General features: G+C 68.8%; 26 protein-coding genes and 3 pseudogenes. 9 read left to right on the plus strand and 20 right to left on the minus strand.

Translation table 11 applies throughout. The features are described from left to right. Positions 1–204 precede the first annotated feature (204 nt). The 9 genes from AV521_RS01355 to AV521_RS01395 all read right to left on the minus strand — a co-directional run bounded on the left by AV521_RS01355 (position 205) and on the right by AV521_RS01395 (position 6,667). Complete coding sequence (locus tag AV521_RS01355) at positions 205–555, minus strand: metalloregulator ArsR/SmtB family transcription factor (RefSeq protein ID WP_076082360.1); 351 nt, start codon at positions 553–555, stop codon at positions 205–207. Between the two features lie 459 nt (positions 556–1,014). After that, positions 1,015–1,365, minus strand: coding sequence for a zinc ribbon domain-containing protein YjdM (locus tag AV521_RS01360; protein ID WP_076082362.1), 351 nt, complete (start codon positions 1,363–1,365; stop codon positions 1,015–1,017). Between the two features lie 55 nt (positions 1,366–1,420). Further along, positions 1,421–1,816 carry an STAS domain-containing protein gene (locus AV521_RS01365; RefSeq protein WP_076082364.1) on the minus strand — a complete coding sequence of 132 codons (396 nt, stop codon included), beginning with the start codon at positions 1,814–1,816 and terminating at the stop codon, positions 1,421–1,423. 38 nt (positions 1,817–1,854) lie between these two features. Continuing rightward, positions 1,855–2,280, minus strand: a complete 426-nt coding sequence (locus AV521_RS01370; protein ID WP_076082366.1) for an anti-sigma regulatory factor — start codon at positions 2,278–2,280, stop codon at positions 1,855–1,857. Then, positions 2,277–2,690 carry a pyridoxamine 5'-phosphate oxidase family protein gene (locus AV521_RS01375; RefSeq protein WP_076082367.1) on the minus strand — a complete coding sequence of 138 codons (414 nt, stop codon included), beginning with the start codon at positions 2,688–2,690 and terminating at the stop codon, positions 2,277–2,279. The genes AV521_RS01370 and AV521_RS01375 overlap by 4 nt, the downstream gene beginning before the upstream one ends. Then, positions 2,687–4,423 (minus strand): SulP family inorganic anion transporter, encoded by a 1,737-nt coding sequence (locus tag AV521_RS01380; protein ID WP_076082369.1) that lies wholly within the window; start codon positions 4,421–4,423, stop codon positions 2,687–2,689. The genes AV521_RS01375 and AV521_RS01380 overlap by 4 nt, the downstream gene beginning before the upstream one ends. After that, a complete protein-coding gene (locus tag AV521_RS01385; protein WP_076082370.1) occupies positions 4,420–4,761 on the minus strand; it encodes a metalloregulator ArsR/SmtB family transcription factor in 342 nt (113 codons plus the stop codon). Before AV521_RS01385 ends, AV521_RS01380 begins: the two co-directional genes overlap by 4 nt. Before the next feature lie 156 nt (positions 4,762–4,917). Further along, positions 4,918–5,136, minus strand: coding sequence for a hypothetical protein (locus AV521_RS01390; RefSeq protein WP_076083401.1), 219 nt, complete (start codon positions 5,134–5,136; stop codon positions 4,918–4,920). A gap of 892 nt (positions 5,137–6,028) precedes the next feature. Then, positions 6,029–6,667 carry a hypothetical protein gene (locus AV521_RS01395; protein ID WP_256725382.1) on the minus strand — a complete coding sequence of 213 codons (639 nt, stop codon included), beginning with the start codon at positions 6,665–6,667 and terminating at the stop codon, positions 6,029–6,031. Positions 6,668–7,295: 628 nt separating this feature from the next. Between AV521_RS01395 and AV521_RS01400 the strand changes: the two genes are divergently transcribed. After that, a complete protein-coding gene (locus tag AV521_RS01400) occupies positions 7,296–7,835 on the plus strand; it encodes a phosphoribosyltransferase family protein (protein WP_076083404.1) in 540 nt (179 codons plus the stop codon). Between the two features lie 361 nt (positions 7,836–8,196). Here the strand turns inward: AV521_RS01400 and AV521_RS01405 are convergent, their stop codons facing one another. Further along, positions 8,197–9,165: a YafY family protein gene (locus tag AV521_RS01405; RefSeq protein ID WP_076082373.1), complete on the minus strand. Its 969-nt coding sequence runs from the start codon at positions 9,163–9,165 to the stop codon at positions 8,197–8,199. A 63-nt stretch (positions 9,166–9,228) separates the two neighbouring features. Between AV521_RS01405 and AV521_RS01410 the strand changes: the two genes are divergently transcribed. The 5 genes from AV521_RS01410 (at position 9,229) to AV521_RS01430 (ending at position 13,576) form a co-directional block, all read left to right on the plus strand. Then, complete coding sequence (locus AV521_RS01410) at positions 9,229–10,374, plus strand: epoxide hydrolase family protein (protein WP_076082375.1); 1,146 nt, start codon at positions 9,229–9,231, stop codon at positions 10,372–10,374. Positions 10,375–10,803: 429 nt separating this feature from the next. Further along, entirely contained in the window at positions 10,804–10,971 is a 168-nt protein-coding gene (locus AV521_RS49015) for a hypothetical protein (RefSeq protein WP_179022766.1), read from the plus strand. 66 nt (positions 10,972–11,037) lie between these two features. Beyond that, positions 11,038–11,526 (plus strand): GNAT family N-acetyltransferase, encoded by a 489-nt coding sequence (locus tag AV521_RS01420; RefSeq protein ID WP_076082376.1) that lies wholly within the window; start codon positions 11,038–11,040, stop codon positions 11,524–11,526. Positions 11,527–11,881: 355 nt separating this feature from the next. After that, on the plus strand, positions 11,882–13,087 hold the full coding sequence (locus AV521_RS01425) for an MFS transporter (protein ID WP_371916988.1): 1,206 nt from the start codon (positions 11,882–11,884) through the stop codon (positions 13,085–13,087). Between the two features lie 165 nt (positions 13,088–13,252). After that, complete coding sequence (locus AV521_RS01430) at positions 13,253–13,576, plus strand: TetR-like C-terminal domain-containing protein (RefSeq protein WP_256725383.1); 324 nt, start codon at positions 13,253–13,255, stop codon at positions 13,574–13,576. Between the two features lie 312 nt (positions 13,577–13,888). On the opposite strand, the gene ggt is transcribed toward AV521_RS01430, so the two are convergent. The 3 genes from ggt to AV521_RS01445 all read right to left on the minus strand — a co-directional run bounded on the left by ggt (position 13,889) and on the right by AV521_RS01445 (position 17,944). Further along, entirely contained in the window at positions 13,889–15,742 is a 1,854-nt protein-coding gene (gene ggt / locus AV521_RS01435; RefSeq protein ID WP_076082382.1) for a gamma-glutamyltransferase, read from the minus strand. 680 nt (positions 15,743–16,422) lie between these two features. Next, positions 16,423–17,334 carry a GlxA family transcriptional regulator gene (locus AV521_RS01440; protein ID WP_076082384.1) on the minus strand — a complete coding sequence of 304 codons (912 nt, stop codon included), beginning with the start codon at positions 17,332–17,334 and terminating at the stop codon, positions 16,423–16,425. A gap of 10 nt (positions 17,335–17,344) precedes the next feature. Continuing rightward, positions 17,345–17,944 carry an isochorismatase family protein gene (locus tag AV521_RS01445; RefSeq protein ID WP_076082386.1) on the minus strand — a complete coding sequence of 200 codons (600 nt, stop codon included), beginning with the start codon at positions 17,942–17,944 and terminating at the stop codon, positions 17,345–17,347. 405 nt (positions 17,945–18,349) lie between these two features. On the opposite strand from AV521_RS01445, the gene AV521_RS52505 reads away from it, so the two are divergent. Further along, entirely contained in the window at positions 18,350–18,652 is a 303-nt protein-coding gene (locus AV521_RS52505) for an inositol monophosphatase (RefSeq protein WP_371916993.1), read from the plus strand. Between the two features lie 503 nt (positions 18,653–19,155). Here the strand turns inward: AV521_RS52505 and AV521_RS01455 are convergent. Further along, a complete protein-coding gene (locus AV521_RS01455) occupies positions 19,156–19,815 on the minus strand; it encodes an MSMEG_1061 family FMN-dependent PPOX-type flavoprotein (RefSeq protein WP_076082388.1) in 660 nt (219 codons plus the stop codon). Between the two features lie 525 nt (positions 19,816–20,340). Further along, positions 20,341–21,333 (minus strand): 4,5-dihydroxyphthalate decarboxylase, encoded by a 993-nt coding sequence (locus tag AV521_RS01460; RefSeq protein WP_076082390.1) that lies wholly within the window; start codon positions 21,331–21,333, stop codon positions 20,341–20,343. Positions 21,334–21,444: 111 nt separating this feature from the next. Between AV521_RS01460 and AV521_RS01465 the strand changes: the two genes are divergently transcribed. Further along, on the plus strand, positions 21,445–22,077 hold the full coding sequence (locus AV521_RS01465) for a TetR/AcrR family transcriptional regulator (protein WP_218639323.1): 633 nt from the start codon (positions 21,445–21,447) through the stop codon (positions 22,075–22,077). A 117-nt stretch (positions 22,078–22,194) separates the two neighbouring features. Here the strand turns inward: AV521_RS01465 and AV521_RS50315 are convergent. After that, positions 22,195–22,674: pseudogene (locus tag AV521_RS50315) on the minus strand (IS5 family transposase); the annotation flags it as partial. 286 nt (positions 22,675–22,960) lie between these two features. Next, positions 22,961–23,059, minus strand: a pseudogene (locus tag AV521_RS50320) (pirin family protein); the annotation flags it as partial. 204 nt (positions 23,060–23,263) lie between these two features. Between AV521_RS50320 and AV521_RS49025 the strand changes: the two are divergent. After that, the gene (locus AV521_RS49025) at positions 23,264–23,689 is read left to right on the plus strand and encodes a hypothetical protein (RefSeq protein WP_076082392.1); all 426 of its coding nucleotides are present in this window, start codon (positions 23,264–23,266) and stop codon (positions 23,687–23,689) included. 471 nt (positions 23,690–24,160) lie between these two features. Here AV521_RS49025 and AV521_RS01485 read toward each other — a convergent pair whose 3' ends face one another. The 3 genes and pseudogenes from AV521_RS01485 to AV521_RS01490 form a co-directional block, all read right to left on the minus strand. After that, positions 24,161–24,544: a PPOX class F420-dependent oxidoreductase gene (locus tag AV521_RS01485; RefSeq protein ID WP_076083410.1), complete on the minus strand. Its 384-nt coding sequence runs from the start codon at positions 24,542–24,544 to the stop codon at positions 24,161–24,163. 327 nt (positions 24,545–24,871) lie between these two features. After that, positions 24,872–25,045 (minus strand): annotated as a pseudogene (locus AV521_RS50040) (aldehyde dehydrogenase family protein); the annotation flags it as partial. Between the two features lie 287 nt (positions 25,046–25,332). Next, positions 25,333–26,094 (minus strand): SDR family NAD(P)-dependent oxidoreductase, encoded by a 762-nt coding sequence (locus AV521_RS01490; RefSeq protein WP_076082394.1) that lies wholly within the window; start codon positions 26,092–26,094, stop codon positions 25,333–25,335. Positions 26,095–26,156 lie beyond the last annotated feature (62 nt).

Below are 26,156 nucleotides of genomic sequence, written 5' to 3' on the forward strand. Positions count from 1 at the left end.
CCGGCTATCCGTCTGGTGATGCGCCGACGGCTGCCGCCTCCCCGCGGGGACGATCGCTGTCCGATGGCCATCGCGTGCGACGGAGACGTTCTCCACGGCCGAGCCGCCCGCAGGATCGTCGAAGAGCTCCGAGGCGGCCGCCTCCCCGTAGCGCAGAGTGCCGTCCGTCTCAACGGAAGACGGCCGCCGATCATGGATCCGTCGCTACGACGGTGGCTTCCCCTCCGACTGGGCCGCTCTCAGGTCGGCGAGCAGTTCTGCCTGCCCTGCCAGTACGCCGGAGAGGATCGAGCGGGCCACCCGCAGCAGTTCCGCGACCTCGGGGCTGGCCAATGAGTAGTACACGTTCGACCCCTCCTTGCGGGTGCGCACCAGGTTCGCCCGCCGCAGCACGGCCAGTTGCTGAGAGAGGTGAGCGGGCTCGATGCCCACCTGGGGCAGCATCTCCGCGACCGCGTGCTCGCGCTCGCTCAGCAGCTCCAGGACGCGGATGCGGGCCGGGTGGCCGAGCGTTTTGAAGAACTCGGCCTTCAGCTGGTACAGCGGGGTACTCACCGTGCCGTCCTCCCCTCAGCACGGCACGGTCTGACCGGCCGGACCACTCGGCATCGCATCCACCCACTCGTCACGAACATGCGACCCATCCTCGCGCGTGGCACCGGCAGAACCGAACCCGCATCGAGAAGCCGGGCCGTCTGCATCCAGTGGTGGGCCTCATCAATTGCTGACAGTGGCATTCCGTAGCACCGGCGAAGGAGGCTCGCATGCGGGTCACCCCGTTGCGCGGCAGCAGAGTCGCCTGAGTCGCCTGGCTGAAGTGCCGCATGTGCCGTTTCGAGTGCCCTCCCGCCGCCGTCGGCCCGGACGGAAACTGCCCGCGCTGTGGCGACGTCCGCATGCTCAGGCTGTCCTTCGACAGGCACCCCCATCAGCCGGCTCAGGGCACCGACCGGCGGACACGGGACGCCGACCGCAGCTGACCGTTGGTGCCACCGGCCCGGCAGGAGAGCCGGGTCAGGCCTTCTTGACCACGCTGGACTTCAGCTGCATGGCACCGAAGCCGTCGATCTTGCAGTCGATGTCGTGACCGTCCACGCCGTCGATGAGCCGGATGTTGCGCACCTTGGTGCCCGCCTTGATGCCGGTCGGGCTGCCCTTGACCTTGAGCGTCTTGACCACCGTCACGGTGTCGCCGTCGGCGAGCACATTGCCGACCGCATCCCTGATCGCCTTGTCCCCGCCGGCGTCAGTCGCCGCGGCGGACGGTGACCACTCGTGGCCGCACTCCGGGCAGACGAGCAGCGCGCCCATCTCGTACGTGTACACGCTGGAACATTCGGGGCAAGGGGGAAGAACTTCACTCATGGGACCAGTGTCTTTCACTCGGTGAGCTGATACGTACTCAAAGGGGGAGCGTGCGTCAGGCGGGCCAGCCGTCGGTGCGCCACTCCTGCTGATCCTCTGCAGGAGCCGACGGCCCTCGGCCGTGGGCGGCGAGGGCGGTGGCCAGGTCGCAGTGGACGGCGATGTCCGGGCAGTCGCCGGCGGGGACGAGTGAACCGTCGGCGGGGATGGCGGCCAGCTCCAGGCTCCGGCCGGCGTCGGCGAGGCGGCGGGCGGCCTCGGTGATGGCCAGCTGGCCCTCGGTGGACCAGCCGCGCAGCTTGGTCAGGTCGAGGACGACTGGCCCGGTGCCGCGGGCGACGACCCAGCCGATCGCGCCGCTGAAGCGGTGTGCCGCGTCCGGGCCGAGATACCCGGCGACGGAGAGGATGCCGAGATCCTGCTCGATGGTGTAGCGCCAGTCGATGGTCATGAGGGTGGGTTCCTTGTACTGCTGCGGTGCGGGTGGGGTTACAGGGGCAGGGTGATCCAGATGCTCTTGCCCTTGCCGTCGGCGTCCGCGCGGACGACCGCGGTGCCGCGCAGGCCGAGGACGAGCTCCATCACGGTGCTCAGGCCGCCACTGCCCCTTCCCGTGATCGCGCCGTAGAGGGGCGGCTGGTAGGGGTGGCGGTCGTGGACGGCGAAGACGAAGCAGTCCTGGCCGGCCGCGTAGAAGACCGTGATCTTGGGGGAGCGGGCGGCGGCGTGCCGGACGCTGTTGGTGACCAGCTCGCTCAGGACCAGCAGGGCCGGGTCCACGGTGGGGTGCCGCAGCCCGATGCCCCACTCCTGCAGGGTCTGTTCGGCGGTCTGACGGGCCACGCGGACCGCGGCCGGCACGGACGGCAGGGTGAGCACGTGGCGGTGCGGCAGCGTCTCCAACTGTGCGGTCATCGCCTCTCCGTTCCCCGGGCGAGGCGGAAGCCGGTGACTGTCTGCGGGTGGAGGCGTACGACGGTGTCGTGCGGGCCGTGGGTCCAGCCGGGCAGCGTGCGCCGGTAGTGAGCGGCCTCGTCCGGGTCGGTGATCACTTCGGCCGGTCCGGTCGCGGTCACCGACCAGCCGGTGCCCGTGGCCTTCTGGATGTCGTCGGCGTGGTAGCTCGCGGTCAGCGGAACGAGAGCGGGCTGGACCGGGGTGCGCACGACCAGCCGGCCGTACTCCCACACATGCCGGGCGGGCCGTACGACGGTCACCTCGCGCTGCACGAACACCAGCCGCCCCAGGTCCGCACCTTCCAGCAGCCACAGTGCCTCCGCGCCGGAGACCTCGACCATGCGCGGGGTGCTGGAGGAGGCGCTCATAGGACTGGTTCCTCGCTGGTGTCTGTGCTTTTCGGGCTCGTCCTACGGGCGGGGACCGCGGCAAGGACTCCGGCCATCTCCAGGTGATCGCGGGCGGCACGGATAGCCTCGGGCGTGGAGGCGTACTCCCGGCCCTCGTGCCGCAGCAGCTCCAGCGCGCCGACGGAGTCGAGGACCTGCCGCTGGCCGGGCCGTATCCCGGAGGCCAGGACGACGATGCCGCGCCGGTCGAGCTTCTCCACCGCGTCCTTCAGGACGAGGGCACCAGTGGCGTCCATCGTCGAGACGCGCGACATACGCAGGATCACGACCCGTACGTCCGCGACCTCGGTCAGCTCCAGCAGGAAGCGGTGCGCGGCGGCGAAGAACAGCGGCCCGTCGATGCGGTAGGCGACGATGTGCTCGGCGAGCAGGGCGTGCTCCTCGGCCGTGTGGTCGGCACGGTCGAGCGGTACCTGGTCCAGGCGGGCCTGCTGGGCCACCGCACGCAGCGCGAGGGCGCCGGCCACGACCAGACCGATGATCACGGCGTAGACGAGATCGAGGGCGAGGGTCGCGACCGCGGTCAGGGCGAGTATCACGGCATCGGACCGCGTGGCCCTGGCCATCGCCTTCAGCGAGCCGACCTCGACCATGCGGATCGCGGTGGCCAGCAGGACACCGGCCAGTGCGGCGAGCGGGATCTTGGACACCAGGGGTGCCGCCGCGAAGACGATCACCGCGAGGACGGCGGCGTGGGTGAGTGCGGCCAGCCGGGAGCCCGCGCCGGTGCGGACGTTGACGGCGGTGCGGGCGATGGCTCCGGTGGCCGGGACACCGCCGAACAGCGGGGCGGCGATGTTGGCCAGGCCCTGGCCGAGCAGTTCCCGGTCCGGGTCGTGTCGCTGTCCCACCGTCATCGCGTCGGCGGCGGCCGCGGACATCAGCGACTCCAGCGCGGCCAGCGCGGCCACCGCCACCGCCGGGGCGAGCAACGAGCCGAGCGAGCCGGGATCGAGGAAGGAGAGGGAGGGCGCGGGCAGTCCCGCGGGCAGGTTGCCGATGGGCTTCACGTCCAGGTGGGCGACCTGGGCTACGACCGTGGCTGCGATCACGGCGACGATGGAGAACGGCACGGTCGGCCGCCACCGCCCGCCGGCCAGCATGAGTACGACCACGGCGCCCGCGAGAGCGACGGCGGTCCAGTGCGGGGCCTTGATGAACTCCTCGGCCGCGTGCCAGGTGACGACGAGCACCTTGTCGCCCTCGGGCTTGGGCACGCCGAGCGCGTTCGGCACCTGCTGGAGCCCGATCACCCCGGCGATACCGAGCGTGAAGCCCTCGATCACGGGCGCCGGTACGTACTGCATGTAGCGCCCGGCCCTGAGCGCCGCGAGGAGGACGAGCATCACACCGGCCATCAGACCCACCGTGAACACGGCGGTCGGACCGTACTGGGCGACGATCGGCACCAGGACGACCGTCATCGCGCCGGTCGGCCCCGACACCTGAAGATTCGACCCGCCGAAGACCGCGGCGAGGGCGCCGGCCACCACGGCTGTCGCCAGGCCCGCCGTAGCACCGAGACCGGAGGAGACGCCGAAACCCAGGGCGAGGGGCAGCGCGACGATCGCCACCGTGAGCCCTGCGAGCAGATCACGGCGCGGATCACGCCGCACCTGCGCCAGATCGGAGCGGGAGGGCAGCAACGAGGTGATCCGGGCCCTGACCGCCTGGGCGACCATCCTGCTCATCGGGCGGCGACCTCGGCTTCCCGCAGCTCGGCCAGCAGCTCGTTCCGCCCGGCGAGCATTTCCGTCAGAATCCGCCGCGCGGCCTTCATCAGATCCGCGACGTCACCGCCGGCCAGCTCGTACACGACGGTCGAGCCCTCACGGGTGGAGGTGACGATCCCCGAGCGGCGCAGCACCGCCAGCTGCTGGGACAGGCTGGAGGGCTCCACCTCGATGGCGGCCAGCAGCTCCCGCACCGGCATGGGCCCGTCCTGCAACAGCTCCAGCACCCGGATGCGCACCGGATGCCCCAGCATCCGGAAAAACTCCGCCTTCGCCTGGTACAGCGGAACCGACACGACCCCTCAGCTTCCTTCGCACAGCCCCGCTCGGGACGAGACACACAGAAGCTGTGCCCGCGGCTACCTGCGAGCACAGCGAACACAGCATCTAACCAATTGCTAAATTTGGCAATTCCTCGATCCGGATTGCTGCGGTTTGCCCCGACAGGGGATCTATGTGCTGTTCGGCCAGTCGTACGGTCCGCCGCCGCGCCACTCGATCAGCTCGGGGTCGTCGATCGCGGTGTCGGTGTTCGGCAGCACCGCCTGGTGCAGGAATTCGAGCACGTCGAAGAGGCTGTAAGCAGTGCCCATGGGCTCACCGCGGATTGTCACCCGCCGTCCGCCGTCCTGCGCGGGCGGGTGCACAATCACCGGAGGGTGCCCGTCCATGACACCAGCATGCCCCGGAAGCAGCCCGACAGGCAGCTCCAGGCCGACGGAATCACACAGCGTCACAACGCTCCGACATGAGGCCGCGCGCGCTTTCCGGTGCCGAGCCGAGAACCAGTGTTTTCGAGAGGTCTTGCGGCATGCGGTTAAATAGGTCGAGGCTGCCGCAGGAGGCCGAGCGAGTGCGAGCCGCGCGGGATGAGTCGGTCATCCAGCCGGGCGACTTGGCTCGCGCAGAAGGGCCATCGGCGACTTCACGAACGCAGAGGCGGCTGCCGCACGCCGGCGGCCTGGCGGCCGACGGAATCTCCACCTGCGCGCTGCCCCGCATCAGCCCTCCCCTGAGCACTCTGCTCGCCGCTCGGTACGGAGCGATGCGAACTTGACAACACCACCCAGGACAGAGTCACCACCCGCTGGCACGGCGCGACGAACCACGACATCGCTTCCCTCGCCGTGTCCCAACCCATGACTCGGGGCCTGCGCAAACTTGAGCGGCCTGGGCGGCGAACCGGGGGAGTCGCTGGGCCGACGCTGAGTCTCACGGAGGGATGGGCCAACACATCATGTGCGCAGGCCTGACGAGTACGTGGACCTCCAGGCATGTCCCTCTGCCGAGTTCGATGCGGTCCCGTGAGGCGACGGCCCGGTACGAGGCGAATGCGAAGCTCGCCCCGGATCCCGACGCAGACGATTCAACAGCACCTCGATGCCGGTCACGGTTGCGGTGCCCCCAGCGTTGCCGAGGCGGCACGAGGCCGTGCCGCAGCCCCTGCCCGCCTGTGAACTCCTCATGAGGCCGCGGCTATTCGCGTTGATCGCCCTGCTGGGCTGCCCCCGGCTGCCTCGCGGGTATACGGACTGCGAGGCAGCCAGGCGCGCGACCGGTGGATCAGCCCTGGACGACGAACGTCTTGGCCTTACCGGAGCGGCTGGAGCAGGACCGCTTCTCCTCGGCGGTCATCTTCCTGGACTTGACGACCACCGCGTTGCTCTGGCCATCCGTCCCGTTCGGGGCAGGCCCGGTGACGACATCGGGGACGAACCAGAAGTAGTGACCCCACTTCCGGCTGTCGTAATGCGTCTGCCATGTGCCGGAGACGGTCTGCATCACCTGCGCACGGGAGATCCAGCCGACTTCACCGGGTTTCACCGTCATGTTGACGGAGCTGGTCTCGGAGTGCGTGCTCGACCAGGTGTGGCTGTAGGTCGCCGTCACGCTGAGGTCGATGATTCCCGCAATCTTGCCGCCGGCGGTCACGGATACGCCCGCCGAGTCCGTGGAACCGACCGTGTCGGACCAGGTCATCGACTGGGTGGCGGGCGAGGTGCTGCAGTTGTAGAGCGAGTCGGAGACCCGGTGGAAGCCTCCGAGATACGCCTGTCCCAACTGCGGGTCGTTGAAGGTGCACTTCCCTTCACCCGAGTTGCAGTCGGCTATGAGCTGTGCCCGGGAAGGCTGGTCATCGGCCGAGGCCGGAGCGGCTATCGCCGCGACCATGCCCAGGGCAGCCGCTGAGAGCGCCAGCATCTGTCCGCCGTGGCGCATTCTGCGGTTGTTCGCCATACATGTGCCTTTCGCTGTGCATGAGGGGGGTCGGCGATCGCAGGACGAGCGACTGAAGTTGCCGCGATCACCGCCTGTTGCGATCTAGGAGTCGCAACAACTGACGTATCTACACCACCAGTTGATGAAATCCCAGCCGTGGGCGAACTTCTGCCTGTAAGTGATCGGCCGGACCCACTTCGCCACTGTGATGACTGCCGCTGTCCCCGGCCGACGACCGCGGTGCTTGTCGGTACCCCGCGTTCTCATGGCGCCGCACCGATGGGTCGGCGTCCTTGGCCGTCTTGCCGGGACCGTGAGCAGTTTCCGCGCCACCCTGTGCGCCTGTGAGACGATCACTCGGACAGCGGTTCCGGACGGCCGTGACGGTTCGCCGGATACTCCGGATCGGCGCCGCGGATCAGACCGCGGCCACGGCCCTCGCCGCGATTCCTCCCGATCACGGCGAGAAACCCGCGCTGATCCCGTTCTGCAACAGGCTTCAGGTTTAGTCTCGTTGGTCAGTCTCGGAGCCGTATCGCGTGGTCGGTCTGCGTTCCTGGAATGGAGATTCCGGTTGCTTGGACTGCTGTCCGTCCACAGACTCGCGATCATGATGTCCAAAGCACGCACCCTGGTTCTCGAACACTTCCGCTGGATCGACGGTCACGCTGACGTTTGGCGGATCTTCCGCGACTCCGCGGCGCTTGCCGCGGTGGTCCGTGGCTTGGCTGGGTCGTTCCGGGACGACGAGGTCTCGGCGGTCTGCGGCATCGAGTCGCGGGGATTCCTGCTCGGCGCGGCGGTGGCTGTGGAACTGGGCGTCGGCTTCGTTCCGGTACGCAAGCAGGAGGGGATCTTTCCCGGGGCAAAGATCACCCGGCGCAGCGACCCCGACTACCGGGGGCTGCGCCAGGAACTGCGCTTGCAGCGGACGAAGGTGGGCTCTGGAGAACGGGTGTTGCTGGTCGACGACTGGATCGAGACGGGTAGCCAGGCGGCAGCCGTGCGGTCGATGGTCGAGGAGTGCGGCGGCCACTGGGCCGGCTGCGCCGTCATCGTCGACCAGACCACCCCGGCTCTCGGCGCGGGTCTGGGCGTCCGCAGCATCGTCACCGCCGCCGAACTCCCCGCTTGGAACGGGCAGTCCTAGCACGTGTCTACCGTCCAGGACCTGTGGTTCCACCAGACCGACGACGTCGTGATCGAAACCGTCGGGAAACGAGACGAGCTGGTCGTCATACGTCGGCGGGTTGGAGATGCGGGCGGGCTTGGCCTTCGGCAACCTGGAACAAGGCTCAGGAGCTTGCGGACCAGGCAAAATCGAAACTCCCGGGCTCCGAGGACGAGGCAGCGGAGCGCGCCAGTGAGATGTTGGAACGGGCTGGGCGGCGGGAGCAGGATTCGTTGGACGACGTGCGGGATGGGTTCGACGCCCAGCCGAGGTGATCGGGTCCCGGCAGTTGCGGATCTGGTCGGTACCTGCCTTGGCGGGCCTGGCGGGTCTTTTCGCCTCAGGGGACAGGCGGTGTGGAGCGGGCATAGCGGTTCGCGAGTCGACGCAGATGGGTGACTAGTTCTGCGGGCTCGGTGACGTCGAAGTCGAAGTCGAGCATGCCCAGATGGACCGCGAGAGTCTGCACCGTGTCGGCGCCGGTGACCAGGACGCAGGTGCCTGCGTCGAGTGCTTCGACCGTGCCAACCGCGGGGTTGATCTGCTCGATCACCGCCGTCGCCGGGGCGTGGACGATCACCCGCGCGTGGTAGCGCCAGGCCGCGCCCGATACCCGTTGGGAGACGTAGGCCGCGGCGTCACCGCCGGGCAGTTCGCGCGGGGTGAAGCGCGGTCCGGTCGGGGTGCGGGGCTGGATCCGGTCGACCCGGAAGGCCCGCCAGTCCTCGCGCTCGACGTCCCATGCCACCAGGTACCAGCGACGTCCCCAGTTCACCGCCCGATACGGCTCCACGAGGCGGCGGGTGGGCGTGCCGGCGTGGTCCAGGTAGTCGAAGCGCAGCCGCTCCCGGTCGCGGCAAGCGGATACCAGAGTGGTCAGCACGTCCGCGGAGACGGTTGGGACCGGCCCGTCCGCCGGCACGGCCACGGTGTACGCCTGGAGTGTCCGCACCCGTCGGCGCAGCCGCGAGGGCAGTACTTGCTCCAGCTTGGCCAGCGCCTGCAGCGAGGTCTCCGTGGTGCCGGGGACGGCGCCCTGCGCAGCGGTGCGCAGGGCGACCGTCACCGCGACGGCTTCCTCGTCGTCGAGAAGCAGCGGGGGCATCGCTGCCCCGGCGCCCAGCCGGTAGCCGCCGGTGGCTCCGCGCGTGGCGTCCACTGGATAGCCGAGCTCGCGCAGTCGGTCGATGTCCTTGCGGATGGTACGGCCGCTCACCCCGAGGCGCTCGGCCAGTTCGGATCCCGGCCAGGCCCTCGGGGTCTGCAACAAGGAGAGCAGGCGCAGCAACCGTGCGGAGGTATCGAGCATGGGACCCAGCCTGTTGTGCCATTAGGCACGTACCGTGCCTATATTGAGAATACTGTCTTACCCATGGAGAGCAGCAGCAACACCGACGCCCGGATCCACCCGTTCCGCATCGATGTCCCGCAGGACGAACTCGATGACCTGCGGGAGCGACTGGCACGCACCCGCTGGGGCAGCGAGATCCCCGGCGCCGGCTGGAGCCGGGGTGTGCCCACCGCCTACCTCAAGGACCTGGCCGCGTACTGGGCCGACGGTTTCGACTGGCGCAAGGCGGAAGCGGAGCTCAATGAGTTCCCGCAGTTCACCACCGAGATCGACGGCCAGAACATCCACTTCCTGCACGTCCGTTCGCAGAACCCGGCGGCCGTGCCGTTGCTTCTGCTGCACGACTGGCCCTGCTCGTTCGTGCAGTTCGTCGCGGTCATCCAGCCGCTGGCGGAGGACTTCCACGTCATCGTGACCTCAACGCCCGGCACCGGCTTCTCCGGTCCGCTCGGTGAGGCTGGATGGAACACCGGCCGCATCGCAGGCGCGTTCGCCGAGCTGATGGGGCGGCTCGGCTACGGTGCCTACGGCGTCCAGGGAACGGGCGGCGGAGCCTGGATCGCCGCCGAGATGGGGCGCCAGGCACCCGACCGGGTCATCGGTGTTCACGTCAACGGCCTGGTCACCTTCCCTTCCGGGGATCCCGCCGAACTCGACGGGCTGACCGGTAGCGAGCAGGAGCGGCTGGCCCGGCTGGAGAACTTCCAGCAGGACGGCATGGGCTTCAACGTCATCCAGTCCACCCGCCCGCAGACCCTCTCCTACGGACTGCATGACTCCCCGGTCGGCCAACTCGCCTGGATCGCCGAGAAGTTCAAGGAATGGACGGACCCCGCCGCTGAGCTCCCTGAGGACGCCGTGGGCCGCGACCGCCTGCTGACCAACATCAGCGTCTACTGGTTCAGCGGCACGGCGGGCTCCTCGGCGAACCTGTACTACGAGACACGCCACGACCCGAACGCCTGGGCCCCGAAGGCGCGGGGCACCGTCCCGACCGGCGTGGCCGTCGCCCTGCACACCGACATCACCATCCGGCGCTTCGCCGAGCGGGAGCACAGCATCACCCACTGGACCGAGCTGGAACGCGGCGGCAACTTCCTCTCGCTGGAGCAGCCAGAGGCGTTCGTCACCGACGTCCGCGCCTTCTTCGGCGCGCTCCGAGGCTGACACCTGCGGTTGGCATCCCGAGAACGCCCGGGCAGCCCACGGCCTTGAAGCGCCAGGCCGCGGCTGCCCGGGCTGAACCACTCCGGGTTTTCCCCTGACCGACGGCAGCCTCGGATTCCTCAACTTCACCGCATAGCTGTGACATCGACAAGATCGCCTGAGGCGAGGGCGAATCGGGCCGGATCAGCCGAGATTCGGACCAGGCCGACTGAGATGGGGCGTCGGCGAAGTGTGGATCAGCGCCGTGCCGGGGGGCCTGTGTCATCGGACCTCATGCGCGTGCCACTGAAGTCCGTGTGATCGATTCGCGCCTGACTGGGAGCACCGGCCAGGGATGCAGACCTCCGTCCAGTGGGGCCCGGGACGGAGGCCTGCCTGCACATTCCCGTCGCCGGCAAGCCCGGACGCTCGCGCAGGCGACCAGACGCCGTGCTCGGCGACAAGGGATACGACAGCACCCCCCACCACCGCCAGCTGCGCAGACGCCGGATCCTACCGGTCATCTCCCGCAAGGGAGCCCCCAACATCAAGGACCTGGACAAGCGCTGTTATGCCGTCGAGCAGACCTTCTCACGTCTCAAGAAGACCCGGTCGTGATCGTCTTACGAACTCCGGCCCCGAAATCGATTGGTGAAGGCGGCACACCCCCGCTATAGAACTCTCATGACCTGGCATCTGGCCCCTGAAGCCTTCGACACAGCGGACGCGACCAGCCTGCGCCGCGACTACTACGACGAGGTCGCCAGCCGCTACTGGAAGCGGCCCGCGACCTTTGAGGAGATCGACCAAGGCCTGACCAACGACGGCGTGGAACTGCTCACGCCGCCCACGGGCCAGTTCGTCGTGAGCCGTTTCGACGGTGAGGCCGCCGCCTGCGGAGGGCTGCTGATGCTGGATTCCGAGCGCGCCGAGCTCACCCGCGTTTACCTGCGTCCCGCCTTCCGAGGCAAGAAGGGCGCCAGCCTCTTGCTGGAACTGCTCGAGAGCGAGGCACGCCTGCTCGGCGCCTCCCGGATGGTCCTCAACACCCGCCTCGACCTGGTCGAGGCCCGCTCACTGTACGTCCGCCACGGCTACCGCGAGATCCCCGCATACTGCACGGGTCTGTACGTCGAGATCTGCTACGGCAAGGATCTCGGCCGAACCGACTGACCAGCTCGCACCTTCCTGGACGCATCGTTTCCACTCAAAGCCAAGGCGATGGTGCCGCCCGCAGCTTGCCTGCACGGGCCCTCAGGACCGGGTTACCGGCTCTTAGGATGCGGAGAAGATCTTTCGGAATCGGTGGCCGAATCACGTCACCCTGAGAAGTCCTGTGCCGCGGCGGACTACGAGCCATAGCGACACCCGGCTTGAACACGTCGGTGAATCAGGGCACTTGAGGCCGAAATCGAATTGAGCTCCGAGTTCCCAGCTGAACGCCAACCGAGAATATTGCAGTGCCCCGAGACCCGTTCTCGTGCCAGGATGCGCCAGGTCTCGATGCCCGGACCCCGCGGAGATGCTCTTGCCCGGCGATCGCCGCCCCTTCGCCGCCGTGCTTGCCGCCAACGTCGTCTCCATCACCGGGAACGCGCTCACGGGGATGGGCGTGCCGTGGTTTGTGCTGCAGAGCACCGGGAGCGCCGCCAAGGCCGGGGTCGTTGCGTTCTGCACGATGCTGCCGGTTGTGCTGTCCGCGATGGTCGGCGGTCCGGTCATCGACCTGATCGGGCGGCGGCGGGTCGGCATCGCGTCTGACCTTCTGTGTGGAGCGACGGTCGCCGCGGTCCCGTTGCTGCAGTTTGCCGGGGTGCTGTGTTTCTGGATGCTGTGCGGGCTGATGGCTGTCACGGGGCTGTTCCATGCCCCGGGCGATTCTGCCCGCGGCGTGCTGTTGCCTACGCTCGCCGAGCGATCCGGGATGCCACTGACCCGAGCCGCAGGGTTGTACGACGGCGCCGCACGCTGTGCGGGGATGATCGGCTCGGCTGTCGGCGGTGTGCTCATCGCCTTTCTGGGTGCCGAGAACATCCTGCTCCTGGACGCCGGAACCTTCGCCGTGTCCGCCTCGCTTCTCGCGTTCGGGTTGCGTGGCCTCGCCGAGGCCCAGCCTCAGTTGCGGGCCAAGTCGGCGACGCCACACATCTACCGCCGCGAGCTGAGCGAGGGCTACCGCTGTGTACTCCGCACGCCGCTACTGCTCAGCGTCTGCCTCATGACCTTGGCCACCAGGGGCCTCGACCAGGGCTGGAGCGCCGTGCTCCTTCCGGTTCACGCACGCGACGAACTGGGCGGCCCCGCCGGCCTGGGTGTCCTGGAAGCGTTGTTCTCCGCCGGCGCGCTCACGGGGGCACTGGTCTATGGAGCGGTGGCCAGCCGCTTCCGGCGCTGGCCGGTGTTCACCATCGCGTTCCTCATAGTCGGCATGCCTCGCTTCGCGGTTGCCGCCTTCACCGACACCTTGCCCCCACTCAGTGCGACCACTGCCTCGGTCCTGACGATCACCCCGCTGGGCGGCCTCGCCGCGGGCTTCTTTGTCGACTCGGTGGGCCTGTTCACCACGATGCTCACCGTCGGCGGTGTGTACCTCCTCGTCACGCTCAGCCCGGTGATCTTCCCTGTGTGGAGGCAGATGGACGCCCCCAGCTCCTCCAGGCCCGGGGCGAAGTGCCCGACGCCGCGGGGCTCGGGGCCGGAGCTGGGGGCAGCCGGGCAGGACCAGATCACCTGAGACGACAAGCGAAGAGAAACAGAGCATCTGAGACGGCCAAACGCGGATCTGCCCCGCATCCGCACTGGCAGCACCTCTCTGGGGCCATGTCGGGGCTGACAGCACTGGAAGGCCGACCGGCCAGGTTGGCTCAGACGGACGTCGCCCTGGCCCGTGGGGGAGTCCATGAGGTCCCCGTCTTGTCTACGGCGACCCCGTGCCCGGCTACCAGGCCCCCGAGGGAGGCCCCACGCCCGGCACCTCTACCAGGACAGCGCCTTCGACTGGTCCGACTTCGACCCCGGGCTCCTCGACAAGGTGCGTCCTGCCTTCCCCGACTTGCCGCCCGCAGCCGTCGCCCTCGCCCTGCGCATCTGGGGGCACCTGCATGGACTGGTGTCACTGGAGGTCTACGGCCACATGCACACCCAGACCACCAGCCCCGAGAAGCTCTTCCAGGAGGAACTCGTCCAGCTCATACAGACGTTGGGCATCCCGCCTCGGCGTTGAGCGTCCCAAGCGCCGACACGCTCTTTGAACTGCGGAATTGGGCATGCCCGGACACGACCCCCGAGTTGGCCACTCTGAGCGCCGTGGCCGGGCCACTGTGCCGGCGCGCGTGTCAGCCCATACGTGCACCTGTCTCGACCGGCACTCAGCACTGTCAGAGCCCAGCCCGGCGGAAGTGCCGAAGGGCGGTGCACGTGCCTGTTGCCCGCCCGCGACCACAAGCGGATCAGCGGGCGCGCCGGTGTGCCTACGCCGGCCGGCGCGCCCGCCTCCGTCACCCGGGGGAGGAGGGTGACGGGTCCCGGTCCAGCTTCAGGAGGTCTCGTCGACCACCATCGCCGAGCCGCCGCCGCGACGCTTCGGTTCGGCCACCGCGGTGACCTGCCCGTGGGGTCCGAACTCCAACGCGGCGACCGCGCCGATCTCGGGTGACGGGGTGAAGGCAGGCGGGGCCAGAACGAAGTGTTCACCGAGGGCTTCGAGCGCGGGGCGCTCCGGCGAGTCGAGGAAGGCCGGTTCGGCCTCGGTCGTGGCGCGGTTGCGCTGCGAGATGCGCGGCGCCGCGACCGCTTCCGGCAGGGACATTCCGAGGTCGAGACGGTTCACGAGGGTCTGCAGCACCGTGGTGATGATGGTGGCGCCGCCCGGCGAGCCCACCGCGATCAGCGGCCTGCCGTCACGCATCACGATCGTCGGCGACATGCTGCTGCGCGGCCGCTTGCCCGGTCCCGGCAGGTTCGGGTCGGGCACGCCCGCAGTCAGCGGCGTGAAGTCGAAGTCCGTGAGCTCGTTGTTGAGCAGGAACCCGCGGCCGGGCACGGTGATCGCCGAGCCGCCGGTCTGCTCGATGGTCAGTGTGTACGAGACGACGTTGCCCCAGCGGTCGGAGGCCACCAGATGGGTGGTCGACGGCCCCTCGTACGGCTCCTGACTGCCGGTGCCCTGCGCGCAGCCCTGGCCGGGATGGCGCGGGTCGCCTGGGGCGAGTGGGCTGGTCAGTGACGTGCCGGGCTGGATCAGGCAGGCGCGCTCCTTGGCGTACTCCTTCGACAGCAGCTGATCGGTCGGCACGTCGGAGAACGCGGGGTCGCCCACCCAGCGGTTGCGGTCCGCGAACGCGATCCGGCTGGCCTCAAGGTAGTCGTGCAGCGCCTGCACCTTGTCGGAGGGCGACAGGTGGAAGTTCTCCAGGATGTTCAGCGCCTCGCCGACCGTGGTGCCACCGGACGACGACGGCGCCATGGAGTACACGTCCAGGCCGTGGTACGTCGTATGCGTCGGAGTGCGCGGCACCACCCGGTAGCCCGCGAGGTCGGCGGTCTCCATCAGCCCTGGGCGCACCTTGCGCGTGGAGCCCGCGGTCACCGGCGGGTTCTGGACGGTGCGCGCCACGTCGCGTCCGATGTCGCCGTGGTACACGGCGGCCACGCCGTCATGGGCGAGTTCCCGGTAGGTGCGGGCCAGGTCCGGGTTGCGGAAGCGAGTACCGACGACGGGCAGTTCGCCGCCTGGCAGGAACAGCTGGGCGGTCGAGGTGAAGTCCCGGAACCGCGCCTCGTTCATCTGGGTCTGGGCGCGGAACTGGTCGTTGACGACGAACCCGTCGTCCGCGATGCGGGTAGCCGGACGCAGGGCCTGGGCCAGCGGGATGGTGCCCCAGTCGTCCAGCGCCTTCTGCCAGGTCGCGGGGGTGCCCGGAACGCCCACGGACAGGCCGGAGTTGACGGCCTCATCGAATGGGATCGCCTTGCCCGTGGACGGGTCGGCGAACGAGTCGGACCGCATACGGGCCGGTCCGGTCTCCCGGCCGTCGATGGTGTGGACGGTCTTGGTGCGGGCGTCGTAGTAGACGAAGTAGCCGCCGCCCCCGATGCCTGCCGAGTACGGCTCGACGACGCCCAGCGCGGCGGCCGTGGCGACGGCCGCGTCCACGGCGTTGCCGCCGTGCTTCAGCACATTGATACCGGCCTGCGAGGCGTACGGGTTCACACTGGAAACGGCGCCCCCGCTGCCGACGGCGACGGCCTGTTTCGAGGGCGGCTGAAGCCCGGACGACGCCTCGTGATCCACTCCCGGGGGTGACGCGGCGGCAGCCTGGGGGAGGAGCAGGGGCAGGGTGAGCAGCGCGGCGGATGCGGCGGCCACCAGGACACGGCGGGCGGTCATGAAACCTCCGGTTCACCCCTCCGGAGAGGGGCGCGGACGAGGATCTTCCGGGGGGTGGTGGCCGAAATCCTCACCTCCGACGGGAAGTCCGGCAATGGTCTGAGGAAAGGTTTGCGGAAGATCTGAGGTTCCCGGCGAGTAGGTACTCGCTGGGAAGAACGCAGGTCATGCCCGGGCCGAAGCCGTGGCGAAGACCGGTCGTATCGTGAGCTGGCTGCGGGGGCTGCACGAGCCGGGCGGGGATCCGGCGTACGAGCGGTTCCCGCAACCTGGTTGGCGAGGCCGCGGTGTTGCGCGCAAAGCTGTGGCAGTACGTGCGCGGGCAGGCCGGCACCGGACAGCTGAAAGCGCGCAGAGCGGGCCCTGATGCTCGTGCAGGAGCGCAGCTTTCCCATTGCCCGGCAGATCGGCCGGCTGCTCCTGGAGCACCGCGACGGCATCGTCCTGGACAGGGGGCGACATACCGGCTCGGGCGAGATCGCCGAGACCATCGACGACGGCGACGACCGCGACGACCCGGCCCAGCGTGCACGGTTCCCCGGCTGGGCGGAGAGCTTCCTCCAAGCGGTCCACGGCCATGCCCGCCGACGACGCCGACGCGCTGGACAGCTACCTTCCCCTGCATGTCGCGGAGTTGACACGGAAGGTAGCGGCAGGGGCGCGGACTTCGCTGCTACTGGTCAGTGCTCGCGAGCTCGCAGGCGGCGCAGCATGCGGGGGTCCCCGAAGCCGACCGCGCGGGCGGCGGCATCGACCGTGGCGCCGTGGCTGATGAGGTGCTCGGCGCGTTCGAGACGGAGGGTTTGCTGATAGCGCAGGGGGGTGAGGCCGCCGGTGGCGCGGGTGAAGAGGCGGGTGAGGGTGCGCTCGCTCACGCCCACCGCCGTGGCCAGGGCGGGCAGGGGCAACGGTTGGTCGAAGCGGGCGTCGAGCAGGTCCTGGGCGTGGTGCACGGTGTCGTCGAGGTGGGATCGGTACCGGAGCATCGCGCTGGCCTGCGGTTCATGGCCGTTGCGCCGCGCGTAGACGACCATGTCCCGGGCCACCTGTGCGGCGACGGCGGGACCGTGCCGGGTGGCGACCAGGTGCAGGGCCAGGTCGATGCCGCTGGCGATGCCGGCTGAGGTGACCACTCGGTCGTCGGCGGTGTACAGGACATCGCGAACGACCATCGCCCTCGGGTAGCGGCGTGCGAGCTCGTCCTGCACATCGTGGTGGGTGGTGCAGCGGCGGCCGTCGAGCAGGCCGGCGCGGCCGAGCGCCTCGGCTCCGGCACAGACGCTGGCAATGGTCCCGCCCCTGGCGTGGTGGTCCCGGAGGGACTCCAGGGAGGCCGCGCCGATGGCGGGACCGCCGGTCAGGGTGGGCGCCCGCCAGCCGGGCACCACGATCAGGTCGTCGGGGCCGAGCTCGGGCCAGTCGAGCCGGGCCACCAGTGGCAGGCCCTGAGCGGTGGGGACCAGCGGCTGTTCGGCGATGTAGCTGAGGGTGTAGGGGTGCCCGAAGTCGGCGGCCGTGGAAAAGACCTGCGCGGGGCCTGCCAGGTCCAGCAGATGGAGTCCGGGCACCAGGAGGAAGGCGATGTGGCTCACGATCCGGTCATCATGCCCGAGGCCCGGCCGCGGCCTCCAGCTGCCCGACGGTGGTGATGGCCGCAAAGCGTCCGGCAAGGGCGTATTCGGTGCGCCTGATGATCTCCTCGGCGCTCAGGGTGCGGGGGTCCGACAGCAGTTCGGCGACGCTCTGGTCGGCGGGAGCGTCACGGTGCGGGATGGGGTTGGTCGCGGTGGCGTCGATGACGAAGGTGACCAGGTAGCCGAGGTCGCTTGCGACGCGGGTGGTGGTCTCGACGCACTGCTCGGTTCGGATACCGCAGACAGTGAGCTCGCGGATGCCGCGCTCTGTGAGGAGTTGCTGCAGGTTGGTGGTGGTGAAGGCGTTGTGCGAGGTCTTGTGGATCAGCGGTTCCGTGTCCCGGCGCTGCAACTCCTCCATCAGCCGGACGTGGCCGAGGGCGGGGTCGAAGACATCGCCGCTGCCGGGCTCGGAATGCAGCACCCACAGCACCAGGTCCCCGGCTTGGCGGGCGAGCCGGACCAGTCGGTCCACCTGGTCGGCGATCTTCGGGTTGGAGATGGTCTCCCACAGCGGGCGGGCGCGGAAGGATTCCTGTACGTCGATGACGATCAGTGCTCGGGTCATGCCCCCAAGCCTGACCGGCGGGGCCGGAGCGGCGACAGGCGTCATCGGGTCCCGGTACGGACCGATCCGGTCACAGCCGGAGCCATGCCCACTCGCCGTGGCTGTCCACCGACCGATATGGCCGGTTCATGCCACTCGGAGGGGGCACAGGCTGAGCCTGTGCCCCCTCGACTTCCTGCCAGCCTTGCGTGACGGCCTGTTCTCCTCCTACGTCGTTACCGCGCACACCCCGTCGATCGGCCCCACACCCATGACCAACGCGACGACCACCACGCCACCCCCGCGGGCGGCCGAACCGGCCACCGTGGCCGAGACCTCCTGCCGAGCCGCCGCCCGCTTCCTGCGCGAACAGGAACCCGCGCTTCGCCACCCACGCCAAAGGCCCCTTCGACTACGTCACCGCCGCTGACACCGCCGTGGACGAGCACCTGGTACGTCGTCGACCTCATCGACGGCACCGGCAACTTCGTCCGCGGGATCCCGCTCGCCCGCATCTCCGTCGGAGCCGCCCTGGATGGTGAGTTCGTCGCCGGATGCGTGTACGACCTTTTCCGCGAGGAGTCCTTCACGGGCGCCGCGGGCAGCCCCCGGAGGCACGGAGGTACGTCCGTCCCGCTGGGCACCCCCAGGCCGAACCCGCCGACCGATGACAGGCGGCAAGACCAGAGACTGCCCTCGCGGATGGGCCGGAACGGGCGGAGCCGGTGAGAACTACGCCCGCTGCTGCCTGCAGAACCTCAACGAAGGCCAGAATTTCCCGGTGCTGCCGACGCACACGGCAACCATCGACTGGACCGTCCTCCTCTCGACGAGCCTGGTCAACCGCACCCCCGACTACGCGACCGACCCCACCTACACCGTCGGCGAGCGCTTCAACATCCAGGCCCTGGTAGGCAACGACGGCTCCCAGGACCTACCGGCCCGCAGTGTCAACCTCACCTACGAGATCGTCCGCTGCGAACGGTTCAACGCCACCCCCATCAAGGCCGGACACAGCGGCGCCGGCACACCCACTGGTCACCCACCACGTCACCCTACGCCTCTGACCAGCTGGAACGCTGGCTGGCTTTGCTTGCAGTTCTGCCGTCAGCAGTGCGTTTGCCTTCCAGGCCGCAGGCTTCCTCTCCTGACGGGCTGCCCCGCGATTGATCTTGGGGCGTGCCGGCCGGGCGTTCGGCTGGCTGGTGGTTCAGCAGTCGCAGGTCGGCCCGTTACTCGTACCGGTACTTCAGCGAGTCCGCCTCCGCCTGCTCGATGTCGGCGATCGTCAGCTCCGGCATCCGCAGTTGGGCCAGCGTCACCTCGGCCGAGGCCGGCTGGGCGTCCGCCGACAGCCACTGCTCCGGCTTCCAGGCCGCGCTGCGCAGCAGGGACTTGGGGCAGTGCGGGTAGACCTCCTCGATCCCCAGCACCAGCGCACTGGCCGGCGGCTTGCCCACGGCGGTCAGCTGCGACAGCAGCTCCGGGCGGGTGGAGACGCAGGCCCGGCCGTTCACCCTGAGCGTCGTGGTGCGCCCCGGGATGACGAACAGCAGCCCGGCCCGTCCGGTGGCGACGACGTTCTGCAGGGTGTCCAGACGCTTGTTGCCGGTCGCGTCCGGTATCGCCACGGTCCGTGCGTCCAGGACGGCCACGAACCCGGCGGGGCCACCGCGCGGGGAGACGTCACAGTTGCCCTCGGCGTCCGCGCTGGCGACCAGGACCAGCGATGAGCAGCCGATCAACCGCCGGGTCTGCTCGGTGAGTTCGGTCATCTGCTTCCGCACGGCCGCGGCGCTGGGGGCTTCGTAGACCCGGCGCAGCGCCTCCTGGTCGGGCACGGCGTCGAGGCGGAGCGAGTCGAATGCACTGCCGGCAAAGGGTGTTGTCATGCCTCCGACCCTAGTCGGCCGACCTGCGATTGATCTTGGCCGGTGTGTGTGGACATGGAGACGGCCCCGCGAATTGTCTGATCCGTGAAGATCAAACAGGCCCGCACGGCAATGTCCCATCCGTCCTTCCGCGGGCTGTCGCGCCAACATTGGGGCGAGTTGGTCGCGGAATTCGCCCCGCGCCGGGTGGCGCGCTGTGAGTCCGGGCGTCATGGGTGACGTGAGGGCGACCGTCGGCGGGAGGCGGGGGCCGGGCCGAAGCACGAACTGGCCTTCACCGACCGGCTCCTGGTGGCACAGGCCCATCTGCGCATCGGTCTCTCCCGTGAGGCGTTGGGCGTGCTCTGCAAGATGGGGTCTTCCGCGAATGGCCGGGCGATCAGCTTGCACTTCGATGTGGAGTGGAGCGGGTGGTACCAGGGCCTGTTGCGAAAGTGCTGGGCATAGCCAATCGGCAGGTGGCCATGACGACGACCAGTCTCGCCTTCTCGGATCGGCAAGCCCGAAACGCCTTTGCCGCTCGACTCAGGTGTCGAGGAGTTCCGGCACGAAGATGTCCTCGCACGTCAGCCGGCGCTTCGACAGGCCCTGCTCGTGGTGGTAACGCAAGAAGGTGTCGATGGCCTTGCGGTTCGCGCCGATCCCGTAGGGCCACCAGTCGTCGCCGAGCAGCCGACGGTTCTCCTCGAACAGCGTGCTGAACCACGGCGTGATGACGCTCATGTGCTGCTTCGCGGCGTCGTCGAGGTACTTCCGCTCGGCGAGTTCCTTGGCTTCCGTGAAGGCGTCGTAGACGGCTCGCGTGAGGCTCCGCCGATGTGCCAGTTCCCTGCGGATCGCGACGATGTGCATCGGGGGGAAGATCCCGGTGCGGCGGTAGTAGTCGCGCTCCACGGCCTCGTAGTCGGGGAACAGGCGGGCGACCTTCGGGGAGCCGTCCAGCACCGCCTTCGGCACGTCGACGGAGATCAGCGCGTCGATCTCGCCGGATTCGAGCATGGCACCCAGGGTCTGGTCTTCCTCCGCGTGGCGCACGTCGACGCCGTCCGGGACGGGCTGCGAGATCCAGTCGAAGGCGGGGATGGGGTGGTTGGTGCCGCCGATCACCCAGCGGCACTGGCCGGGGGTCACGCCGTACTCGTCGGCCAGGATGCCCTTCGGCCAGATCCCGGCGTCGTGGCCGTAGAGAGCGAACTCGCCGACGGTCCTGCCGGCCAGGTCCTGCGGCTTCACGATCCCGCCGGCGGTGTTCACGAAGATCGCCGAGTGGCGGAAGTTGCGGTTCGGCAGGATCGGCAGCGCCAGGAACGGCGCGTCGTCGAGGTCGAAGGTGCGCAGGAAGTAGGTGAGACCGAGCTCGGCGAGGTCGTAGTGTCCCTCGACGGCGCGGCGGAAGATGTCCGACACGAGCGGTGCCGTCTCGAACCTCGCATCCACCCCGTCGACCGTGACCCGGCCGTCGAACAGTGCCTCGGTGTGTTCGTATGCGTAGACGCCGATGCTCAGCTTGGTGCTCATCAGTGGATCTCCTCCCCGGAAGTCCGCAGAGTGGCCCGCTTCCGTAAATGACCGTTCACTTTTAGGGTGTTCCCGGAACGGTAGAGCTGTCAAGATGAATGTTCATTCACGATGAAGGAGGCGACCATGCCGCGCATCACAGCCGGGCGCCGCGAGGCGAAGCGTGCGGAGATAGTCGCTGCGGCCCGTCGTTGCTTCGCCCGCGACGGGTTCCACCAGACCTCGATGCCGGACATCGCCGCGGAGGCAGGCGTCTCTGCCGGCGCGCCTTACCGCTACTTCACCGGCAAGGAGGACATCATCCTCGCTATCGCGGGCGACGCGTTCCGGCTGATCTTCGAGCCGGTTGAGCGGCTGGCCGAGAGCGCAGACGCCCCGTCCGTCGCGGAACTGGTGGCCGCCGCGCTCGACACGATCAGCGGCGAGACGGTGCAGGACGCGGCGGGGCACGAGGTCCCAGTGGAGGAACTGCTGCGCTGCGTCGTGCAGACGTGGGCGGAGGTGCTGCGCAACGATGAGGTTCGCGGCCCAGCCGCGGAGGGCTTCGAAAAGGTCCGCGCCACTATCGCCGACGCTCTGCGCCGCAGCCGGGCCGCGGGCACGGTGCCCGCCTCCATGGACCCAGACCGCGCAGCCCGCGCGGTGATGGGGCTGCTGCACGGATTCCTCCTCCAGCGCGTGGCCTTCGGTCTCACGGACACGGCCGACTTCGCAGACGACCTGCACGTCGGGCTGATCTTGTGATGGGCTATGACTGCGCCAAGGCGGCGCGACACCGGCATTACGGCGGACGGACACTGACGCATTGATCCCCGCGCCGCGCGCGTCGCGGTAGCTCACTGCAAAGTACAGGTGTGCTGGTCATAGCCACTCGTTGATGGCTGCGACCAGCGCGGTCGCGTAGTAGCGGGCGGCGAGTCCGTCGTACCGTGTGGCGACCGCGCGGTGGCGCTTGAGCCGGTTGCTCCCGCACTCCACGGCGTGCCGCTCCTTGTAATCGTCCTTGTCGAACTTCGGGGGGCGGCCGCCTCGGGAGCCGAGTTTCTGGCGGTTGCGGATCTGGTCAGCCTTCTCCGGGATGGTGCACTGCACGCCGCGTCGGCGCAGACAGGCGCGGTTCGCTCGGGACCCGTAGGCCCGGTCGGCGCGGACCTTGACCGGTCGGGTGCGCGGTCGGCCCGGTTTGGTCCGCGGCGCGCGGATGCCGTCCAGAACCGGCTGGAACCGGGGGCTGTCGTGCCGCTGGCCGGCAGTGATGAGCAGGGACAGGGGCTTCTGTCCCTGCTCGACCGCCAAGTGCAGATTGGTGGTCAACCCGCCGCGCGAGCGCCCGAGACCGTGGTCGTCAGGCTCGGTATCGACCCCTCCCGGAGGCTCTTTTTGGAGATCCCCCTTTTACGCGCCCCGGCGGCGTGCTGGTGGGCACGGGCGACAGTGGAGTCCACGCTCACATCCCACGTGATCAGGCCCTTTGCGTCAGCCTTGGCCCGTAGCTGCTCGAAGATCCGCTTCCAGGCGCCATCACGCTGCCACCGCCGGAACAAGTCGTAGGCCCGGTCCCACGGCCCGTACCGCTACGGAACGTCACGCCCGCGCGCCGGTTCGGGTCCGCCACCGTATGCCGTTGATCAGCCCCCTTCACTTCCCCAAATCCCGACCCGCTCATCCAGTCCTCGCAGGCCTGTTGGACATCGTCCTGCGTACGCCCGACGAAGTTCCACCACATATCACGGATTCGGCGGTTCTTCCGAGGTCAGGGGCATCGAAGACCCTCGGACGTCAGCAAAAGGTCAGCATTCGACGCCGAGGAGACAGCACCACATGGCGGCACGCGTGCTCGCCCGCGGAATGGGCACCTTTTTCAAGGACTGCGAGCATCCCGAGTCTCGTTGGTCGAAGTGCCCACACGAGTACAAGATCCGGTACCGCAATGCGGGGCAAGCAGACGGAGGAGTCCGGCTTCGGAACCCAGGGCAAGGCGATCGCGCGTTTGATGGAGGTCTACAACCAGAAGAAGGCGACGTCACGGTCCCAGTCGAAGGCGGAGCGCGTCCAGAAGTACGGGAGGATGCGCTTCGAGGAGTACGTCGAGGAGTGGAAGGCCGGCCAACGACACCTGGCCGCCTCGTCGCTACGGCACCTCGACTCGCTCCTGGAACATCATCTCTACCCGGCACTCGGCAGCCGGCGGATGAACTCCTTCGACCACAAGGTGGTCGACGGCTTCATCCGCACCATGGAACGCAACGGCGCCGGTGTGGCCCGGTCCTCCTCGACGCGCATCGGCTCGGTATCTTCTCCGACAACCCGTTGGATGGCGTCAAGCCGCCGCAGTACGACCCGGCTCGGCCGGTGATTCCGTCCCTCGAACAGCTTCGAGCGATATGAACCGCAGGGGACGACGCCTTCAGGCTGGTCGTCGACCTGATGAGTGGCTGCGGTCTGCGGAACGGCGAAGCGTTCGCGGCGAACGTGAACAACATCGTGGCTGATGACGTGTACCGGGTCACCGAGTAGGTGGTGCTGTCGACCCGTCAGTACGGGCCTCTCAAGCACAGGAAGGCGGGGGAGTACCGCGATGTGCCCCTGCCCGCTCGTATCAGGGAGATGATCGAGTGGTACGCCGAAAAGCGCGGCACGTTCGACGGCCAACTTTTGCGTCAGCCGACCGACCCTCGTGAGCCGTATCCGCATTGGGGGATGGGCAACCATTGGAAGCGAGTGGATGGGACACAAGAGCGCCGACGTACGTGACTGAAGTGCGGCACCCGACCTTCGAGCTCCTCGGCGAGCCTTACCGGGCGGGGAGCTGAGGGTACGTCACCCGCTACGAGGCGAGCCGCACACGGATGCCCAGAGTGCTGTCCCCTCCCCGGAGTCGGCTGTGGAGGATCATGAGGCGGCCGAGGATGCCGTACTTGCGGGCGATGAGGGAGCGGTAGCGGGCGCCGGTCGCCTCGTCGACGATCTCGGCGCTGGCCGGGACTTGGTCGCCCGTCGGGTTGCCGCGCAGGTCGCAGGGGCCGACGAGGATGTCGCTGCGGGCCCGGATCCGCTTGACCTTCCAGGAGTCGGCGGGGGTCCGCACGCCCAGCGTGTCACCGTCGCGCACCACCCACACCGGGGTGGCGACCGGGGTGCCGTTCTTGCGGTAGCTGGTGACCAGCATGTACTTGCCGGCGCCGAGCCGCTCCAGCAGCGTGTCGTCCATGATGCGCTTCTGCTCCTTGCTATTGCGTTCGAGGTCGTCGGCCTCTTGGGAGGCGTACGGCGATGTCAGTTCGGCGGCAGCGGTCATGATCTCGTCCTGAGAGAAGTGCGGATGCAGCTCGATTTGGTTGAGGATGGGCGTGGTGCTGCTCTCGTTGAGCAACTGGGCCCGGGTGCGGTGGGTGAAGTTGGAGACGCCGATGACCGATCGGCACCACCCACGAAGTCGCGCATGCGGGTGCGTTCTTCCGAGGGCTGCCGGACCGCGGCGCGCGCGTGAGGTCGCCAGGTGGAATGCGTGCGGCCGCCCTGAGGGGATGGTGCACCTCAGCGGGACGTCGAGGACGGCCTTGCGGTGGCTGAACGTCTCGATGGAGTAGCGGCCGTGGTAGTTGCCCCTGCCGCTTTCGCCGATGCCGCCTAAGGGAAGCGTCGGCACGGCGAGGTGGTGCATCGGCAGGCCGAAAATGAGGCCGCCCGAGGAGGTCTCGGCGGCGAGGCGGTGCGAGGAGGAAATCCAGGAGGGCGCAGGCGAGGAAGACTCCCGCTGGGCTGGGAATGCCGTACCGGAAACAGGGGAGCCCAGCCGATGTAGATGCCTGCCATGAAGCGCTGCAGGTTGTCCGTGTCCGCCGGACCTCCCTGCGCCTATTGCTGCAGGCCGTCTCCGCATGCGATGGCGGTGGCCGGCAGCAGGCAGACACGGACGATGGTGTTGGCTGCTGCGACAGGCGTGCCGACCGCCACCACGCCTCCTTGCTTGTCCCGGAGTGGACCCCGGGCTGGGGCTCAGGCCTGCTCGGTGGGGCGTACGAGCAGTTCGGCGACGGCCACGTGCCGGGGGCGGGTGACGATGTAGCCGACGGTGTCGGCGATGTCCTGGCTCTGCAGCCGTTCGATGTCGCCGAGTCCGGCGTTGAGGAGCTGCTGGACGGCGTCGGAGTTATGGGTGCGCAGTTCGGTGTCGACGCTGCCCGGTTCGACGATGGACACACGGACATGCTGCTTTGCCAGTTCCTGGCGCAGCGCCTCGCTGAAGCCGGTGACACCGAACTTGGTGGCGGTGTACACGGCCATCATGGCGTAGGCGTTGCGGCCGTTCAGCGAGCTGATGTTGACGATGTCGGCGACCCGGCGCGGCCCGTCGGCGGCGGCCTTGAGCAGGTGCGGGATGGCCGCGTGGCTGGTGTACATCAGACCCATCAGGTTGATGCCGACCATGCGCTGCCATTCGTTCAGGTCCGCGCCGGCGGTGGGGCCGAGCAGCATGAGGCCGGCGTTGTTGACCAGCGTGTCCACGCGGTCCAGGCCCTCGACAGTCCGCTCAACCGCTTCCGCGGCGGCCTCGGCGGTGGTGATGTCGGCGGGCACGACCAGGGCCTTGCCACCGGCGCTTGAGATCTCCGCAGCGAGGGCGATGAGCCGGTCCTCGCGCCGGCCGACCAGAGCCACGGACGCGCCCTCGCGGGCAAGTTCGAGGGCGGTGGCGTGGCCGATGCCGCTGGACGCGCCGGTGACCAGGGCGACGGTTCCTTCAAGACGACGAGTCATCGTTCAAACCTTTCGATGCGCGGCCAGGTTGCTCGGGCCGTACGGGATGGGGAGTGACGGCC

It is taken from the genome of Streptomyces sp. IMTB 2501 (assembly GCF_001953885.1).
Classification (GTDB): domain Bacteria; phylum Actinomycetota; class Actinomycetes; order Streptomycetales; family Streptomycetaceae; genus Streptomyces.